Source organism: Brevibacillus centrosporus (assembly GCF_003710815.1).
Lineage (GTDB): Bacteria > Bacillota > Bacilli > Brevibacillales > Brevibacillaceae > Brevibacillus > Brevibacillus centrosporus.
Genome location: NZ_RHHP01000001.1, coordinates 67,193 through 84,124 on the forward strand (window position 1 = coordinate 67,193; position 16,932 = coordinate 84,124).

The following is a 16,932-nucleotide window of genomic DNA, read 5'->3' on the forward strand; positions in this document are numbered from 1 at the left end:
CGGAATTCATAAACGTAAACGCTTATAAATTCCTATACGATAAAAAAACCTCGCCCAATAAAGGACGAGGTTATCGTGGTACCACCTTTTTAATGCAAAAAGCGATTCACTCAGGTGAGGATCGGTTCGCAGCAACCACCGACTCTCTGTGCCTCATTCTCTGATACGTACTTGCTCTTCCTCAACATCGTTTATCCGTTCCTATATGGTTGTGTAGACATAATAAACGAAAATCTTCCGTATATCAAATGGATTTTAAAAATCAAACCGAAAATCGTCATCTGTCAATGGCTCAACGTGGAGACTGCGAACGTAGCCATTCCCCTTCTTGGAAAAGAAATCATGCTGCTTGGTATGGGTGCTGATCCCGTTTAACACGATTGGATTGACATCCTCTTCCGGGAAGAACGGATCGAGTCCGAGGTTCATCAACGCTTTATTGGCGTTGTATCGTACGTAGGCATGGACATCCTGTGCCAGACCGATTGATGAATACAGCTGCGTCGTATAGGCCTCTTCATTTTGATGCAGCTCAGCCAGCAGCTGATACAGCTCTTCTTTGCATGCCTTCTGCTCGTTGACAGTCAAACGCTGGTAAACCTCCTGCGCCAGTACACCCACGTACAATCCGTGAATGCTCTCATCCCGCACGATCAGGTCGATGATTTCTCCGCTGCTCGTCATCTTGCCTTGCCCTGCGAGGTAGAGGGGATAAAAGAAGCCGCTGTAGAACAGGTAGCTTTCCAAAAAGACGGAAGCAACCATAGCCATGTACAAATCCTTTTGCGTATGGATTTCCTGATAGCGGCTGGAGATCATTTCGGCCTTTTTTTGCAGATATGGGTTTTGCTCGACCCAGCTGAAAATCTCGTCGATCTCCTCGGTCGCGGCCAGTGTGGTAAAGATGCTGCTGTACGACTTGGCATGGATTTGCTCCATCATTCCCATGAAGGCGAGCACGGCTTTGCGCTGCAGTCCGTCCACATGCTCCATGATTTTCGGCATCCCGACTCCTCCCTGGACGGTATCCAGCAGAGTCAATCCTCCGAGTACTTTTTTATAGGTGTCACGCTCCGTATCCGATAGCTCCATCCAAGCCATTTTATCGTCGGATAGCGGAATCTCATCATCGGTCCAGAATTGCATGATGTTTTGGTTCCAAAACGTCATGGTGAAATCATCGTCGGGCCTGTTCCAATTGACAGCTTTCATGTAGGCTTTCCTCTTCTCTATTTCGTTCTTCCTAGCTCTCTAGCAGACACCGCATGGCGCAATCCCCGAACCCTCTGACATCCCCCAAATAGTCGTAGCCAGGAGGAGATCCGAAGCTGTTAAACATCCGCACAGCTACGAATTCGTGCTCAGGAATGACCAGCAGCGTAACGCCTGTATAGCCTAGTATTTGATAAGACCCCCTCGGTACTCGCTCCCCGATCTCGGTCTTATCCGCAGGCAGGTCCTTCACAAACCATAAAAAGCCGTTCTGTGGCAAGTCCTTGCCCTGCAGCGGAGGGCTTTGCACCGTTGTCGCCAGATCGATTACTTCCCGGGGGACGAGCTGTTTGCCGTCCACTAAGCCTTTTTTCAGGTGAAAATAGCCCCAGTATGCCAGCTCACGTGCGGATACGTAGAGATTCATCTTGTCACCCTCGGTGCTTGTGCTCGTGTACCAGCTGACGTCATCCGGCTTGCGAATGACTTCAACCATTTTCGGATCCATCTGGGCGCGCCAGCCTGTCTCTACAAATCCGAGCGGCTGGAAGACTTGCTCCTGAACGATTTGGGCGATCGTTTTGCCTGTCGTTCTTTTAACGATCTGCGCCAGCATATCAATGCCGACTCCTCGATACGCCCAACTGCTTCCAGCAGGAAATTCTCGTACGATCTCCCCCGTATAGGTTCCGTGCAAGCCGTGTGTATGCGTCAGCAGATGGCGAATGGTGGTCCCTGTCATCCGCTCCTCGTCCAAATGCGGCAAGTATTTCATCACCTGATCGTCGATGGAAGCGATGGCTCCACAGGTCACAGCATAAGCAGCTGCATAGCCAATATAGCTCTTCCTCACAGAAGCTGCGTGGAACTGGGTATCTGCTTGAACTTCTCGTGCTGCCTGCTCCAGGGACTGCTTGCCCCAGTATGTTTCCATCACGATCTCATCACGGTGAATGACCATCAGAGCCGCTCCTGAGCCTATTACATGCTCAAATGTACGCTCCACATGCGATACAAGCGGATTGAACTGCTTCGTCAGCGTTTGCCTCAGATCCACGGTCTCGGCCTCCTAGTTTACACTGCGCAGCTAATGCACTCTTCCACTGTCAAATGCTTGGTCCGTGTATAGTAGAGCGACTTCAGACCTTTCTTCGCAGCGTAAATGTAGTAGCGTGCCAGCTCTCGCGTAGATACATTGCTGTTGACGTGCAAAACAGTGGAAATCCCTTGGTCTACATGCTCTTGGATCTCCGCGATCAGGTCAATTACCTTGAATTGATCGATGACATACGCTGATTTATAGAAAAAGTAATTCTCCTGTGACAGGTACGGCATCGGATAGTACGTAGTCGAGTTTGCGTATGTTCTCGTTTCGATGTGCTCCACGATCGGCATGACACTCGATGTCGCATTCTGAATGTACGAGATGCTTTGAGTAGGTGCAATCGCCAGTCGGTAAGCGTGATACAAGCCATAGGTCTGGACCTTTTCTTTCAGCTGTGCCCAATCCTCAGTTGTCGGGATGTACATGTCAGCGAACAGCTGCTTGACCTTTTCCGTCCGAGGGCGATAATCCGTCTCTTCATATTTCGAGAAGTACGTCCCTTTGGCATATTCAGACTGCTCAAAACCGAGGAAGGTCGTTTTTCGCTCTTTAGCAATCTCCATGCTCATTTCAAGGGAGTAAAAGTTCATCATCATGAAAAACGTGCGGGCGAAATCTTTCGCTTCCTCGCTCTCGTACGCGATCTTGTTTTTTGCCAAATACCCGTGCAAATTCATGGCACCCAAACCGACAGAGTGCAGCTCCCGATTTGCCTTTTGGACACCCGGTGCGTTCTCGACAGCAGTCATGTCACTTACTGATGTGATGGCTTCAATGCCCTCATGGACCGACTCGCGAATCTTCTTTTGCTCCATCACATTCACGATGTTCAGGGATGCCAGATTGCAGCTGATGTCCCGACGGATGATGTCCATTTCACCGTAGTTGTTGATGGTCGAGGTATCCTGGAGCTGGAAGATTTCCGTGCACAGGTTGGACATTTTGACCGAGCCTATGTCTTTCAGCGCGTGATTTTTGTTGGCGTTGGTCTTGTTCATGATGTACGGATAGCCGGACTCCAGCTGAATCATAGCGATCTTGGTAAGCATGTCCCGTGCACTCATGATCGTCTTTTTCTTGATGTTGTCATTTGCGAGCAGCTCTTCGTACATTTCGTCCATGTTCATGTCATCCAGATGCTGGCCGTATTCTTTATACACCGAGTACGGGGCGAAAATGGTCAACGGCTTGTTCTCTTCCGCCAGCTTGTAGAACATGTTTGGAACAATCAGCCCGATCGAGAGCGTTTTGATCCGTGATTTTTCATCCGCATTGATCTTTTTGCAATCGAGAAACTCGTTGATATCCCAGCCGAAGATGTTGTAATAAGCAGCTCCTGAGCCTTTGCGCTGACCCATCTGGTCCGCGTAGGAGAAGGCGTCCTCCAAAAGCTTCAGTACCGGCATAATTCCTTTGGCAGCACCTTCTACTCCTTTAATCGGTTCGCCGCGGCCGCGCAGCTTGGACAGGTTGACGGCCACTCCACCGCCGATTTTGGACAGCTGCATACATGTGCCCAATATGTAGTTGATCGAATTGAGGGAATCGTCCATTTCGAGCAAAAAGCAAGATACCATTTCGCCACGACGACTTTTTCCTGCATTCAGAAACGTTGGCGTCGCAGGCTGCAAGCGTTGGTCCATCATCGAGACCGTCAGACGCTTGGCACGATCAAAGTCTCCTTGCGCCAGCGAGAGTGCGACAATCGCTACGCGGTCCGGATACTGTTCCAAATACATCGATTTATCGTCTGTTTTCAGGGCATAGTCTTTGTAAAACTTCGAGACAGCCATGTAAGAGGCGAATTGAAAAGACGCGTCCTTTGCCAAACGGAATACTTCTTCGACCTGCTCTTCCGTGTAACGTTCATAGACGTTTTCGTAGTAATCGTTTTGGATCAGATAATCCATCCGTTCCCCAACACTGTTAAAGGTCAATGTTTTGGCTTGTACTTCCTCAAGAAAGACTTCGACGGCTTCCCGATCTTTTTCCAGCTGATAAAAGCCATCCTCGCCCCGTTGCATCAGTTCGTTGTTCAGTTCAATATGCCGCAATGCTGGCCACCCCGTTCGTAAAATGTTCGACATCCCTGCCGGTACCGGATAATTCAAATTTGGAAATCACAGGAACACCGTATTGATGGGAAATGGTATCGGCGCTCTTCGCAAAGCTCGCGCCCCAATTGCGATTGCCGCTCGCCGATACGCCTTTCATGTAACGATGGTTCCTGCTGAGGAACGATGCCACCTTTTCAGGGACTTGTCCGAAGCCAGTCGTATACGTGACTAGAACAAACGGTTCCTCGATCACCATCTCAGAGTCAATCTCTATACTTGGCAAAGCCAGCTTTCCTACAAATCTACGAACGTTTCCCGTTTTGGAATCGTACGCGATGAGCATACGCCCTCATCCTTTCCTCTATGTAGCGCGATCCTATCTACTTGTCAGGAAAATAAAAACGCATTCGACGGGTAGAGATAGTCGAATGCGCAATCATCCACTGATAATCGACTCGCCAAAACGAATCGAGCGCTCGAACACTTCCCCTATCTCCCGTAGGTTTACTCGTGTTTAACGGGTAGGCAGGTCTCCTGGCTATAGGATCATCGCTTCATTTCGCCTTCCCAATCACGTCGACCAGTGGCGTAGCCTATACAAATGAGCTCTCCTCTTACAGTGGCGGGACCGCGTCGGATTCTCACCGACTTCCCTATTAAGTCTGCCGATATTTCGTAGCAAGACACCTATCCGCATCAATATGTAGTTGGTAAAACTTACTTTACATCAATATATCGTGTCAGTCAAGAGAGAGGAGCGAGTTTTCCCCCTTCGAGAAGCAAAAGGTTCACAAAAGCTTGATAGATCTACTATTTGTCAGATCTTGTAGAATCAGGAAAAAAGAGAACCGCCCGCAAGCATGCGGACGGTACGCATTTCTATCATCATTTCTGCCTCGCTTGGAAAGAAACGGAACACCGCGAGCCTATTGCAAAGAGACCACCTTTGTAATTTGCGGCAGCTCCTCGATCGCGCGAACGACCGCTGGTGTGATTTCTTCATCTGTCACGGATACGAGCAACGCATTTTTTCCTTTTTGCTCCCGTGAGACGTTCAGCTTGGAAATATTGATTTCGTGTTCGGCTAATTTCCGAGAGACATCGTAAATAACTCCCGGGTAATCAACGTGGTGGACCAGCAAGCCATGGGAACCTGCCGGGATACGGCATGCACAGTAGTTAATCTCACTGATGTACACTTCTCGCCAATCTTGGGCAAACGTGTACTTGTTCCCGCCGGCACGCAGAATCGCCAAATGGTTGGCATATTCACCAGAGCTGTGCTGGACAGGCAAGGAAACGCCAAAACCATCCAGCAGCTGCTTTGCGATTTCGTCTTTGTTTTCATGCGCTAAAATGCTCAAAGAGCCTCCTGCCAGATTTGGTTCAATCCGCTGCAGAAGTCGAGCGAGCTCACGAAGCCCAGCAAATTCGGTCATGATCAACCCTACTCTCCCAAAAATGGTTCACGCGCTCAAGGAAGAATCCATTCTTCCGGTTCTTTCAAAATGGAGGAATGATTTTCAGAACGGTACCAGGCCGTGTACGGCTTCCCATCTTTCGTATAATCGATCTTGTAGATGGTATTCCCTTTTCCGCCTCGTTCAAAAGGGCTCTCATCCGCAGGAACAGCGGTCACACCATGCGCTACAATGACCCCGCCTTTTTCAGCAATGACCTTCTTGATGGTCGCCATATGCTCGTTTCCTGTTGATGCCATGCCCCAATATGCCAGGAATCCTAGCAGAAGTGCTCCTGCTACAAAGGATACAATAATGACTTTCGACTTTTTCGTTGGATCCACCGCGTTACCCCCGTCTGTCTCGGTTCTTCTATTTATCCATCAAGGTGACTTTATCAATCGTACCGCCACCCAAGCAGTATTCTCCGTCGTAAAAGACGACAGCCTGTCCTGGAGTGACTGCCTTTTGCGGTTTGTCAAATACGACCTCCACTGTGCTGCCTTCCCGAATATGAACGGTGACCCCTTGATCAGGCTGGCGGTAGCGGAATTTTGCCGTACATGTAAATGTCGAAGCAGGCTGCTTGTCACTGACCCAGCTTACGTCTGTTGCGATCAGGCTGGTCGAGTACAAGCGCGGGTGATCAGAGCCTTCTCCTACGATCAACGCATTTCGTGCCAGATCTTTATCTACCACGAACCACGGTTGACCGCTCGTTCCATGACCACCGCCGATGCCTAGTCCCTGACGCTGGCCGAGTGTGTAGTACATCAACCCGTCGTGATGACCAATTACAGTCCCATCCACCGTCTCGATGTTACCTGGCTTGGCTGGCAGATAGTTCTGCAAAAACTCGCGGAAATTCCGTTCTCCGATAAAGCAGATTCCCGTGCTGTCCTTTTTCTTGGCCGTCGCAAGTCCCGCTTGCTCCGCGATTTCACGGACCTGCGCTTTCGGCAGATGCCCGATCGGGAACATCGTTTTAGACAATTGCTCTTGGCCGAGCACGTTCAGGAAATAGGTCTGATCCTTGTTGGAATCAACACCGCGGATGAGCTTGAATTCCCCATCTACTTCCTTTACCTGCGCATAGTGACCCGTCGCGATGTAATCCGCCCCCAGATCCATGACTTTGGCTAAAAGCTCCCCAAACTTGATTTCCCGGTTGCACATGACATCCGGGTTTGGTGTGCGCCCACGTTTATATTCATCCAAAAAATACTGGAATACTTTATCCATGTATTCTTTTTCAAAATTGACAGTGTAGTATGGAATACCGATTTGTTCACAGACGCGACGAACGTCCTGGAAGTCGTCTTCCGCCGTGCAATGGCCGAATTCATCGGTATCATCCCAGTTTTTCATGAAGATGCCGATGACGTCATATCCCTGTTGTTTGAGCAGGTGAGCCGTCACGGAGGAGTCGACCCCGCCGGACATGCCGACAACGACGCGTGTGTCTTCTGGTCGTTTCATAGTCTTTCTCCTCTATTCTCAATTTGTTCCTCTAACAGATTACCACGTTTCGCAAAACAAATCATGTATTGTTACACTTCGTAGAAAAAACGCCTGTCGCACGGGAGGCAACAGGCGCATTTACATCTTTAGCTTTGGGATATCTCGTCTTTGATCTCAGCACGATAACCTTCGATACTTTCTGCCCGACGCTCGTTTTTCGCTTCAATGTTTGCTTTTTCCTCTGCCGAGATTTCCCCTGCATTCGCAGCTACATAGTCTTGTGACTCACGAATACGTTCCTCCGTGTTTTGCAGCATCTCCTGCAGCTTTTCTGCGTTGTCTGAACGATCATCTGGTTTTGCCATGAATAAGCCCTCCTTTGCAGCGTGGTATCTTGGTGATTGCACCTATCCCATTGTGCGCCATTTCTGGAGTAATTATGCTTCTATGCCTGTGTGGCAATCGCACCTCTGTCTCTCGTTTTTCCTACCTTGCGAAGAAGTCCGTGCTATAATGCGAGTAACAGATTACATGGCAAAGAGGTTTTTACATATGGCATCACTGGATCTGCTTGAACGCATGCTGCTCAAAATCATCTCGGAGACTGAAACCGTCAGGCTAAAGCGCCAGTGGATTCATGCCCACAAGCAAACCGATACAGAAGAGGAGCAGCGGCTGCGAATCGGACTGCTCCTGCGCAGGCTAGACAAGCTCCCCGAGGAAAAACGCCGGGAGGTACTTGACCTGTTACAATGGTTTAACTGGTAGGGCAGCGAATCAACGGACGCTTGCACCAAGCGCCCAGTGACCGTTCGTCCGCACCATGCTTTTCACGTCTACGATCGCGTCTTGGTTTAACGGTCCGTAAATATGGGGGTACAATAGACCATCCTTAGCCTGCTCATATTTTACTGGCGAGGAGGACTTGGCTTCATCGACGACGAGCACCAGCAGCTCTCCTTCATAGGTCGCATAGACGCGGTCAGCTACCTTTGCGAGCAGATCGTCCCCTTTTGTCGCATGGATAAAGCCTTCCTGTTCATAGTCGCGCGGAAGGTAATGATCCCGTCCCTCCCACTGTTCCCAATAGCTTTTCGGTACCAGGCAATAAATCATCGTCATGTCTGTATCTTCTCCGTTTCCTTTTTGTCTCTATTAGCGGCGCAGATGCTTGTCAATATGACGAATCGCCTTGTCGTAAAACATGGTATCGATTCGCCCCTGATCCCGCCTCCATTGGATGAAGTTTCTTAGCGAATGCAAATCCACCCAGGCATCCTTTGACTGTGGATTGTTTTCTGGGACCTCTCCGGTGATTTCCCCATCATGAACCAGCCTGGCCATCTCATTTGGATGGTATCCGATTTGATAGGCGATATGATGCAATGCGATTTTCATGGAACCTCCTGACTGCTAGCATGGTTTCTCTTATTGTGCCAGTCTTTTTTCCTTATGCCAAGACTTCCTCATGGGAATATGCAAGTTTAGGATGAACCTTATCCAACATTTCGGAGGTTTCCATAAATGATCAAAAGGCATGACAAGGGCCAGCCACGAAAGCCTCTCAGGAAGCGGCCTGCTCTTTGAATCATCTTCTTCCTGATCGCTTTCGTTTATGTGAACAACAGCTCGCTTTTTGCAAAGCCATCTACACGCGAGCCTTTTCTCCTCGCCCACCGGGGCATGGCGCAGACCTTCCACATGGAGGGCATCACGAACGATACCTGTACCGCTGAAAGGATCTATCCTCCTGAGCATCCTTATCTGGAGAATACTATCGCCTCCATGCAAGCCGCCTTTGATCGTGGGGCAGATGTAGTAGAATTGGACATACAGCCGACCAAGGATGGACAATTTGCCGTCTTTCACAACTGGACGCTCGGTTGTCGCACAAATGGCGAAGGAGTTACCCGCGACTTCTCGCTGGCCCACCTGCAAAAGCTGGATATCGGGTATAACTATACAGCGGTTAAGGGAGCTTTACTTTAAAAAGCTGCCTGCTCCCTTATATTGCCGTAGGCTGGTCGGGGTATGTACCTGCTGCCTGCGGTCAGACGCAGCTGCATATTCCAGATAAAATTGCTTCTTGGCTCTGGGGGTGGCCTACCCGTTTTATGGAAAGAATGGACAAGCAAGATACACGAGTCATTCTCGTAGCGGGTAGCGGCGATGTGTCCAGCGGGTTTGATACGCTTGATGACCTCAAGCGGGTTCCAGATGGTTTCTCTGGGGGGATCTGGACAAATCGCATCGATCGGATCTTTGCCGCATATACAAAAAATGAAGAATCGCGTTGTAAAAAATGAAACGAATGCCCGATATATTCGTATATCCTAATATCGACACCATAAGGAGTGATGGGAAATGCTGAAAAAACTGTTGAAAAGCTTGATGGGGAATCACTCATCCTCTCACAGTTATCGCAAATACAGCAGCAGTGACCACAAGTATCGCAAAGGATACGGCCATCCCCATGGACACGGCTCCGGACACGGGCATTCTTATTACGGAAGCTCTCATTACAAAAGAAAGCATTCCAGCCGCAGCTTTTTCAGCAGCTAAGCGAATGCGCCCTCCCCTCTTGGCTGGCAGGAAGACTGTTCATTTCGAACAAATCTTCTGCTTGCGGCAGAGGGGTTTTTCGTTGTTTACGCAAAAAAGCGACGCCCCCTTCCCTAATTAGACTGCTGGGGAAGCGAGCGCCGCTGATTGGATTAATACATTTGTTGAACTTTTTTGACGATAGGTTGTACAAAACGGATGACAGTCAGGGAAGCTACAACGGCTAATCCACCCGCCAGCAAGAACGCAGAGGTAAAGGAGCCAGATGTATCTACCAAATAGCCTGTCAGAGTCGGACCGATAATCCCTGCAGTGTTCGCCAGGAAGTGCATGAATCCACCAACAGATCCCACGTTGTTTTGATCGACAACGTCCTGAACAATCGCCCAGTAGATCGCACCTGTCAGGTACAGGAAGAAAACGGACAGTGCTACCAGCGTAACCGCGCCTGCAGTCGTAGTTACGAGTCCTGCAAAGCCAATGCAAACCGCGGAGATAAACAGGCATGTTACCAGAACCACTTTTCTTGAGAAGAGCATACCTTTGTTCACAAATTTTTTGCGAACGTAATCGGAGACAAAGCCGCCTGCTGCAAGGCCAATAAATCCTAATACCCAAGGAATAATCGTAATGATACTCATATCTTTTACACTGACACCGTGCGCTTTAACCAGGTAGCTAGGGAACCAGGTCAGGAAGAAGAACAAGATGTAGTTGTAAGCAAAGAACGCAAATGCCGTGAACAAGACTGTTTTTTGTTTCAGATAGAAAGTAAGCGGAATTTTCTCGGTTGTTTCTGATTTTGTTTGTGCCTTGGTGCTTTCCTTCTGGCTATTTGCTGGTCTTTCCTTAACAGATTTCCACCAAAACGCAGCCCATACCAAGCCGATGACCATAATGAGAAGAAACGAAACTTTCCAACTGTAAGCGATTGCGATAAAACCTACGATTGGACCGGAAATCGCACCACCCAAAGGAGTACCGCTGTTTGTCAGACCGATGACAGATGCACGTTGATCAGCCGGGAACCAGTTGTTGACCATCTTGTTGATCGTAGCGGAGAGAGGCCCTTCCCCCATCCCGAACAAAATGCGGATGACGATCAAGCTCACGAACCCGACTGCCAATGCAACGGCGCCACTGAAAAGCGACCAGACGATCATCGCGACGAACAACGTCAGCTTCGCTCCGTACTTATCGGAAGCGACACCACCTAGGAAGTTGAAAATAGCGTAACCGACCGAGAAGCTGGAAAAGATGATACCCATTTGAGTTGCCGTGAGCGTTAGATCATCTTGAATAAAAGGAGCGGCAATCGATAGCGCAGAGCGGTCGAGATAGTTGATCACGCCTGCCAAAAATAACATGATAATGACGGGAAGCTTGTCCTTTGAAAACACAGAATCTCCTCCTTTTTTTCTTACCGTGATGGAATGAATCCAAAAGAGCGCTCCATGGTGCTGCTCTGTGATCGCTTTCTGCAAACGGAGCAGGAAAACGCATACATTTTGTTTTTTAGAGAGTAAACCGGTTTAGTTTTGGAGTGAGAAAGCCCGGCTTCACCGAGAAAAATGGTGGAGCCTTCGCTTCCCCTCTCTACTGCAGAACTTTGAACCACTTGCTTATTTGACCGCACAGGAATCTCTCAAAATCATCGCTGGCGCAAATCGCTGGATAATCGGCAGTTCCTCTGGTCTTTCTTCTTTTCGAATTTGCTGCAGCAGCCGCTCCGCTGCACTCTTCGCCATTTCCTTCGTCGGCTGCGCGATCGTGGTGATGGATGGCGTATAGAAGCTAGCGAAGGATACTTCGTCGATTCCGATGACGGCAACGTCCTTCGGGATGTGCTTGTTGTTTTCTTTCATGAATTTCAAGACCTCAACGAGCACGATGTCATTTCCCGCCAGAATGGCTTGTGGGGGTACGGTCTGCTGAAACAGGTCCGCTAACGCGAGGGAGATTTGGCCGACATCCACCGTTTTGATGTAGGCCTCGTTCACCTCCATGCCGTGCGACCTAAGTGCGTCTCGATACCCTTGAATCCGTTCGACACGTGGTGAGATGTTGCGAATAATCGATGTCGTCACGATCGCGATTCGGCTGTATCCATTTCTCACAAACTCGTCGACAGCCAACCGGGCAGCCAGGTGATTATCCAGCATTACGGTATCGATGCCCAGATGCTCTATCGTCCGGTCCATGAAAACGATCGGAAACTCGTCGTCTTTCATCTGCTCATACAAGTCGAGGTTGCCGCCGGTCGGGAAAATGAGAATGCCATCCACTTGCTTGGCCCGGAGCATTTCAATGTATTTTCTTTCCTTCTCGGGCTCATCATCTGCATTACAAACGATGATCTGAAAATCGTGCTCGTGAAAGAAGTCTTCAATCGCGCGGATGATATAGGTTGAAAATGTATGCAAGATGTTTGCGACCACAACGCCGACGGTAAAGGTCGATTTCTGCTTCAAACTTCGGGCGACGCTGTTGGGCTGATAGTTCAGCTCTTTGATCGTCTCCTCGATTTTTTTCCGCGTTTTTTCGCTCATGTAGTCGTATCGCTTGTTGAGATACTGCGACACTGTGCTTTTCGACACATTCGCGTGTTTGGCAACATCTGCTATTGTGATATTTTTCATATTTCCATCCCATCTTTTGCTACTTACGCAACAGTTTCATTTTACTAAAACTAGCATAGCCTGGTCACGATCAAAATAAAACGTTTTAGTAAAACGATTTATTCCCTGTGTAGCAAAATTATAGCGTGGATGAAAACGCTTTACAATATTTTTTGAATATTTGATCCTGAAATGGTGCTATCCGCTTTCGCTCGGCGATTGGCACTTGCTTCTGATCTGCTCCGCCGCTTGTTTGGGCAGCTTGCTCCCCGTAATGGCTGAACCGACGATGACGGTGTGAACCGACTGCAGAAGGAACCGATCTATCGTCTGCTCGTTAATCCCGCCCGCCACGCTGATCTTCACATGGGCGAGAGGCTGTACAAGCTCAAACAATCGTTGATCAGCCTGATGGCCAGCGGACTGGTCGTCCAATCCGACATGCAGACAAAAATGGGAGCAGCCCGCTTCCGCCAGCTGGTTTACCCTGCTTCGATCCGTTATGCCCAATAGATCTACGATCGCTTGCTTTCCCAGCCTACCTGCCACCGCATGCACGTCACGTATCGTCGAGAGCGGCGCAAAGCCCATTACGGTTACAGCATCGGCACCAGCAAGCAATGCCTGCTCCGCTTCGTACCTGCCTGCGTCGCAAATTTTCATGTCTGCGACGAGGGGCAAAACCGGGAAAGCTTCTCGCACTTCTCGCACGATGGCCATCCCGTATTCTTTTATGACGCCCGTGCCGATCTCGACAAGGTCAACGGTATCCTGCAGTTGTTCAATCAGGCGCAAGCATTCCGACCATTCCAGTCGATCCAATGCTACTTGCAGTTTCATATCCATCCCCCCGTCTATGCGAGAGTGAAGCTATACACCAGAGTAGGCCATAAATCCGCCATCGACCGGAACCGTAACACCTGTCACAAAACCTGAATAGGTGTCATCCACCAGCCAGAGCAGAGTACCCAGCAAATCTTCCGGTTGACCAAAGCGCTTCATCGGCGTCCCCGTCAGTATTTTTTGTGATCGGGTCGTATAGTTCCCCTCTTCATCCAGCAGCAAACTGCGGTTTTGCGCCGTCAGGAAAAAGCCGGGTGCGATGGCATTGACACGCAGGCCCGTTTCGGCAAAGTGTACGGCCATCCACATGGTGAAGTTGTTGATCGCCGCCTTGGCTGCACTGTAGGCAGGAACCTTTGTCATCGGTGCATAGGCACTCATCGAGGAAATGTTCACAACCGTCGGTGCATCCGTCTGCAGCATCGCTGGTACGAAAACCTGACTAGCCAGGAAGGACCCCGTGAAATTGCTGTTAAACACATGGGCAAATCCTTGTTCCTCCAAGTCAAAAAACGATTTTCCCGGGTTGTCCTCGCTGTGTACTTCTGAGTCCGTGATCGCAGAGGGATGATTGCCTCCCGCTCCGTTGATCAAAATGTTGATTTGACCAAACGCTGCAATGAGTGTTTCTTTTGCCGTCTCCAATGACTCACGGCTCAGTACATCTGTTGCAATCGAGAGAGCTTCCCCGCCGTTTTCACGAATTTCATCCGCAATTTGCTGCCCTTTTTCCGCTGTGCGATTCAAGATGGCTACCTTTACCCCATGCCTAGCCAGCTCTTTCGCCATGCGAGAGCACAAGACACCGCTGCCTCCCGTGATGACTGCTACTCTGTCTTTCAGGTTCTCATGGATCGGGATCATCTGGATTGCCCTGCCTTTGCGTTTTCGTAAGCATCCCACAGACCAAGCAGGTACATGATCCCCAAAGCACGGTCATACAGTCCGTAACCTGGTCGGCACACCTCGCCCCAAATATGGCGTCCATGATCCGGACGGACATATCCGGTGTAATTTTGCTTGCTCAGGGCTTCCACAACACCTTTGACGTTAATGGAGCCGTCCTGTGTGTAATGGGATGTCTCGACGAAATCGCCATTCTCGTAAATTTTCACATTTCGAATATGGGAGAATGGTGCGCGAGAAGCGTATTTTTCTGCGATTTCCACCATGTCATTCTCCGGGTTTGCCCCCATCGAGCCAGTGCACATGGTAATGCAGTTCGATGGAGAGACGGAAATCGCGAATAATCGCTCATAGCTTGCCGCTCCCGTAATGATCCGAGGCAATCCGAAAATCGACCATGGCGGATCATCCGGATGAATCGCCATTTTCACGCCGCATTCTTCGGCGACCGGTAAAATCTCTTTCAGAAAGATGCCGAGATTGTCCCAAAGCTTTTCTTCATCCACCTCTTTATAGGCTTCAAACAGCTCCGAGATGCGCGCCATCTTTTCGGGCTCCCAGCCTGGAAGTGTCAAATCGGATGCTTCCGAAACGGTACGAATTAGCTCTTGAGGATCCAGATGCTCGACTTTCGCCTTTTCATAAAACAGCGCAGTCGCCCCGTCCTCGAGCGGGTGGAACATTTCGGTCCGAGTCCAGTCAAAAATTGGCATGAAGTTGTAGCAGATGACTTTTACGCCTGCTTCTGCCAGATTGCGGATGGTTTGCTTGTAGTTTTCGATGTACGGGGTCCGCTCTTCGTTCCCCAGCTTGATCGCTTCATGGACGTTCACACTCTCCACTACTTCGGCATGGAATCCGAAAGACTGGATGTAGCTAACTTCTTCTTGGATCTCTGCTTTTTCCCACACTTCTCCCACTGGCTTTTGGTGCAGAGCCCAAACAATGCCCTTCGTTCCGGGAATTTGCTTCACCTGGTCCAACGAAACCGTGTCATTGCCTCGTCCGTACCAACGAAACGTCATTTGCATACGATTCCCTCCTTATTCCGCGCTTTTGCGCATATAGCTTTGACTCAAGGAAACAACTGCCTCGAAGCCGCCCGTTCGATAGGCTTTGTTCAAATCGCTGCCAATCCCGACCGCAACTGCCCCTGCCTCGAGCCAATCCTTCATATTCTCTAAATGGATACCGCCTGTTGGCATAATGCGGACGTGAGGAAGCGGACCGTTGACAGAGCGGATAAAGGAAGCGTCGAAATTGTTTGCCGGAAACAGCTTCAGCACGTCGCAGCCAGCTTCCAGTGCTTGTACCATCTCTTTGATGGTCATGCACCCTGGCAAGTACGGGATCCCGTACCGATTGCACACCGTCGCGATCTCTCTCTCAAAATGGGGACTGACAATGAATTTGGCTCCCGACAGCATCGCATGTCTCGCAGTTTCTGCATCCAAAACCGTACCTGCCCCCAGAAGGGCGTTCGACTGCTCCAGTGCCTGAAAAACAGCTGCTACATTCGGGGTCGTATAGGTGACTTCAATTGCCTGAATCCCGCCTTCAATCGCACCTTTTGACAGCTGGATCGCTTCTTCAGCGCTCGCGCCGCGGATGACTGCTACGACTTTGGCGGATTCCAGCTTCTGCAGGACATCGTATTTCCTGTTCACAGTTCCACCTCCTTACTCAAAAACGATCAAAGCTTTGCGGACCTGATCCGGATGCTTTTCCACAAAATCAAAGGCTTCTTGCACCTTTTCCAGTGGAAATGTGTGAGTGACAAGTCCGTTGTGCTTCAGTTTTCCTTCATTTAAATAGCGAACGACTTTCGGGAACTGATTCGTCTGCAGACGAGAGCCTACGATCGTTACTTCTTTTTTGGTAATCGGCAGCTGCGCAATGGCAGCAGGCCGCTCATCAAAACCTAGGACGACCACTGTTCCAGCAGGAGATACCACGTCTACCGACAGCTCAAACGTCATGGGCAGGCAGACCGCATCGATCACGACATTGACGCCTTCCCCCTGCGTCCACTCCGCCACGGCTTCACGGACATTTTCTTTTCCGGCATGGATGGTGAAATCTGCGCCATTTTCCTTTGCAAAGACGAGGCGCTCTTCATTTAGATCGGTTATCATGACAGTGGCCCCCTGCAGCTTGGCCATTTTCAGAATGCAAATACCAATCGGACCAGCACCTTGGATCAACACAGTGTCACCTTGCTCCACTTGACCTCTCCATACTGCCTGAGCGCCGATCGTGTACGGCTCGGCCAGCACGACTTCTTCCCAGGGAAGGCTGGCGTCTACGAGATGCACCTGTTTCTCTGGCAGCACGAACCACTCGCGCATCCCCCCGTCCTCATGCACACCGAATACGGACAAGGAAGCGCATACATTCGGACGGCCCTTTCTGCACGCGTAGCAAGTGCCGCAGTAGCGAATAGGCTCCACTACCACATGGTCACCTACATTAACGTTTGTCACTGCTGATCCAATCTCAACCACTTCGCCAGCCACTTCATGTCCAACCACTCTTGGCAAGGTCGCTAACGGATTGGTTCCGTGATAAATATGGACGTCAGAGCCGCAGATGCCGACCCGCTTCACTTTTACCAGCACATCTGTTGGCTGTGCGATCACAGGCTTATCTACCTCATGCAGATGAAGCTCATACGCTTTTCGAACTTGGACTGTTTTCATGCTCGCTCA

Annotated in this window: 19 protein-coding genes, 1 pseudogene and 1 riboswitch; of the genes and pseudogenes, 3 read left to right on the forward strand and 17 right to left on the reverse strand. The window is 49.8% G+C overall.

What is annotated here, in order from left to right; genetic code table 11:
• Window positions 1-255: 255 nt before the first annotated feature.
• The 8 genes from nrdF to tlp form a co-directional block, all read right to left on the reverse strand.
• Window positions 256-1,212, reverse strand: coding sequence for a class 1b ribonucleoside-diphosphate reductase subunit beta (nrdF, locus tag EDM55_RS00350; protein WP_092266896.1), 957 nt, complete (start codon window positions 1,210-1,212; stop codon window positions 256-258).
• A 31-nt stretch (window positions 1,213-1,243) separates the two neighbouring features.
• Entirely contained in the window at window positions 1,244-2,269 is a 1,026-nt protein-coding gene (locus tag EDM55_RS00355; protein WP_122959376.1) for a serine hydrolase domain-containing protein, read from the reverse strand.
• Window positions 2,270-2,286: 17 nt separating this feature from the next.
• A complete protein-coding gene (gene nrdE / locus EDM55_RS00360; protein WP_092266894.1) occupies window positions 2,287-4,371 on the reverse strand; it encodes a class 1b ribonucleoside-diphosphate reductase subunit alpha in 2,085 nt (694 codons plus the stop codon).
• A complete protein-coding gene (nrdI, locus tag EDM55_RS00365) occupies window positions 4,358-4,717 on the reverse strand; it encodes a class Ib ribonucleoside-diphosphate reductase assembly flavoprotein NrdI (protein WP_092266893.1) in 360 nt (119 codons plus the stop codon). Before nrdI ends, nrdE begins: the two co-directional genes overlap by 14 nt.
• A 164-nt stretch (window positions 4,718-4,881) precedes the next feature.
• A riboswitch (cobalamin riboswitch) is annotated at window positions 4,882-5,080 on the reverse strand.
• A 220-nt stretch (window positions 5,081-5,300) separates the two neighbouring features.
• Complete coding sequence (locus EDM55_RS00370; RefSeq protein WP_092266985.1) at window positions 5,301-5,813, reverse strand: ACT domain-containing protein; 513 nt, start codon at window positions 5,811-5,813, stop codon at window positions 5,301-5,303.
• 35 nt (window positions 5,814-5,848) lie between these two features.
• On the reverse strand, window positions 5,849-6,178 hold the full coding sequence (locus tag EDM55_RS00375; protein ID WP_122959377.1) for a hypothetical protein: 330 nt from the start codon (window positions 6,176-6,178) through the stop codon (window positions 5,849-5,851).
• 28 nt (window positions 6,179-6,206) lie between these two features.
• Window positions 6,207-7,313, reverse strand: a complete 1,107-nt coding sequence (gene mnmA, locus EDM55_RS00380; protein ID WP_092266891.1) for a tRNA 2-thiouridine(34) synthase MnmA — start codon at window positions 7,311-7,313, stop codon at window positions 6,207-6,209.
• A 128-nt stretch (window positions 7,314-7,441) separates the two neighbouring features.
• Entirely contained in the window at window positions 7,442-7,660 is a 219-nt protein-coding gene (gene tlp, locus EDM55_RS00385) for a small acid-soluble spore protein Tlp (RefSeq protein ID WP_092266890.1), read from the reverse strand.
• Window positions 7,661-7,847: 187 nt separating this feature from the next.
• Between tlp and EDM55_RS00390 the strand changes: the two genes are divergently transcribed.
• Window positions 7,848-8,063 carry a hypothetical protein gene (locus tag EDM55_RS00390; protein ID WP_122959378.1) on the forward strand — a complete coding sequence of 72 codons (216 nt, stop codon included), beginning with the start codon at window positions 7,848-7,850 and terminating at the stop codon, window positions 8,061-8,063.
• A gap of 9 nt (window positions 8,064-8,072) precedes the next feature.
• On the opposite strand, the gene EDM55_RS00395 is transcribed toward EDM55_RS00390, so the two are convergent.
• Together EDM55_RS00395 and EDM55_RS00400 are read right to left on the reverse strand one after the other, a co-directional pair.
• Window positions 8,073-8,417 carry a DUF952 domain-containing protein gene (locus EDM55_RS00395; RefSeq protein WP_092266888.1) on the reverse strand — a complete coding sequence of 115 codons (345 nt, stop codon included), beginning with the start codon at window positions 8,415-8,417 and terminating at the stop codon, window positions 8,073-8,075.
• Between the two features lie 33 nt (window positions 8,418-8,450).
• Window positions 8,451-8,693 carry a hypothetical protein gene (locus tag EDM55_RS00400; protein ID WP_092266887.1) on the reverse strand — a complete coding sequence of 81 codons (243 nt, stop codon included), beginning with the start codon at window positions 8,691-8,693 and terminating at the stop codon, window positions 8,451-8,453.
• Window positions 8,694-8,882: 189 nt separating this feature from the next.
• Between EDM55_RS00400 and EDM55_RS00405 the strand changes: the two are divergent.
• Both EDM55_RS00405 and EDM55_RS00410 read left to right on the forward strand, forming a co-directional pair.
• Window positions 8,883-9,601: pseudogene (locus EDM55_RS00405) on the forward strand (glycerophosphodiester phosphodiesterase family protein).
• Window positions 9,602-9,659: 58 nt separating this feature from the next.
• Window positions 9,660-9,857 (forward strand): hypothetical protein, encoded by a 198-nt coding sequence (locus tag EDM55_RS00410; RefSeq protein ID WP_092266886.1) that lies wholly within the window; start codon window positions 9,660-9,662, stop codon window positions 9,855-9,857.
• Between the two features lie 152 nt (window positions 9,858-10,009).
• On the opposite strand, the gene EDM55_RS00415 is transcribed toward EDM55_RS00410, so the two are convergent.
• The 7 genes from EDM55_RS00415 to EDM55_RS00445 form a co-directional block, all read right to left on the reverse strand.
• The gene (locus EDM55_RS00415; protein ID WP_122959379.1) at window positions 10,010-11,257 is read right to left on the reverse strand and encodes an MFS transporter; all 1,248 of its coding nucleotides are present in this window, start codon (window positions 11,255-11,257) and stop codon (window positions 10,010-10,012) included.
• Between the two features lie 222 nt (window positions 11,258-11,479).
• Window positions 11,480-12,496, reverse strand: a complete 1,017-nt coding sequence (locus tag EDM55_RS00420) for a LacI family DNA-binding transcriptional regulator (protein WP_092266884.1) — start codon at window positions 12,494-12,496, stop codon at window positions 11,480-11,482.
• A 177-nt stretch (window positions 12,497-12,673) separates the two neighbouring features.
• The gene (gene hxlA / locus EDM55_RS00425) at window positions 12,674-13,315 is read right to left on the reverse strand and encodes a 3-hexulose-6-phosphate synthase (protein ID WP_170184401.1); all 642 of its coding nucleotides are present in this window, start codon (window positions 13,313-13,315) and stop codon (window positions 12,674-12,676) included.
• Between the two features lie 30 nt (window positions 13,316-13,345).
• Window positions 13,346-14,182 (reverse strand): SDR family oxidoreductase, encoded by an 837-nt coding sequence (locus EDM55_RS00430; protein WP_122959380.1) that lies wholly within the window; start codon window positions 14,180-14,182, stop codon window positions 13,346-13,348.
• Window positions 14,179-15,255: a mannonate dehydratase gene (uxuA, locus tag EDM55_RS00435; protein WP_122959381.1), complete on the reverse strand. Its 1,077-nt coding sequence runs from the start codon at window positions 15,253-15,255 to the stop codon at window positions 14,179-14,181. Before uxuA ends, EDM55_RS00430 begins: the two co-directional genes overlap by 4 nt.
• Window positions 15,256-15,267: 12 nt before the next feature.
• Entirely contained in the window at window positions 15,268-15,891 is a 624-nt protein-coding gene (locus EDM55_RS00440; RefSeq protein WP_122959382.1) for a bifunctional 2-keto-4-hydroxyglutarate aldolase/2-keto-3-deoxy-6-phosphogluconate aldolase, read from the reverse strand.
• A gap of 12 nt (window positions 15,892-15,903) precedes the next feature.
• Entirely contained in the window at window positions 15,904-16,923 is a 1,020-nt protein-coding gene (locus EDM55_RS00445) for a zinc-binding alcohol dehydrogenase family protein (RefSeq protein ID WP_122959383.1), read from the reverse strand.
• Window positions 16,924-16,932 lie beyond the last annotated feature (9 nt).

Coding starts and splice junctions, on each gene's coding strand:
- EDM55_RS00430 (WP_122959380.1), bottom strand. CDS start 14,182: ATGATCCCGATCCATGAGAACCTGAAAGACAGAGTAGCAGTCATCACG.
- EDM55_RS00400 (WP_092266887.1), bottom strand. CDS start 8,693: ATGAAAATCGCATTGCATCATATCGCCTATCAAATCGGATACCATCCA.
- EDM55_RS00370 (WP_092266985.1), bottom strand. CDS start 5,813: ATGACCGAATTTGCTGGGCTTCGTGAGCTCGCTCGACTTCTGCAGCGG.
- EDM55_RS00395 (WP_092266888.1), bottom strand. CDS start 8,417: ATGACGATGATTTATTGCCTGGTACCGAAAAGCTATTGGGAACAGTGG.
- EDM55_RS00420 (WP_092266884.1), bottom strand. CDS start 12,496: ATGAAAAATATCACAATAGCAGATGTTGCCAAACACGCGAATGTGTCG.
- EDM55_RS00390 (WP_122959378.1), top strand. CDS start 7,848: ATGGCATCACTGGATCTGCTTGAACGCATGCTGCTCAAAATCATCTCG.
- EDM55_RS00410 (WP_092266886.1), top strand. CDS start 9,660: ATGCTGAAAAAACTGTTGAAAAGCTTGATGGGGAATCACTCATCCTCT.
- EDM55_RS00445 (WP_122959383.1), bottom strand. CDS start 16,923: ATGAAAACAGTCCAAGTTCGAAAAGCGTATGAGCTTCATCTGCATGAG.
- nrdI (WP_092266893.1), bottom strand. CDS start 4,717: ATGCTCATCGCGTACGATTCCAAAACGGGAAACGTTCGTAGATTTGTA.
- hxlA (WP_170184401.1), bottom strand. CDS start 13,315: ATGAAACTGCAAGTAGCATTGGATCGACTGGAATGGTCGGAATGCTTG.
- tlp (WP_092266890.1), bottom strand. CDS start 7,660: ATGGCAAAACCAGATGATCGTTCAGACAACGCAGAAAAGCTGCAGGAG.
- uxuA (WP_122959381.1), bottom strand. CDS start 15,255: ATGCAAATGACGTTTCGTTGGTACGGACGAGGCAATGACACGGTTTCG.
- mnmA (WP_092266891.1), bottom strand. CDS start 7,313: ATGAAACGACCAGAAGACACACGCGTCGTTGTCGGCATGTCCGGCGGG.
- nrdF (WP_092266896.1), bottom strand. CDS start 1,212: ATGAAAGCTGTCAATTGGAACAGGCCCGACGATGATTTCACCATGACG.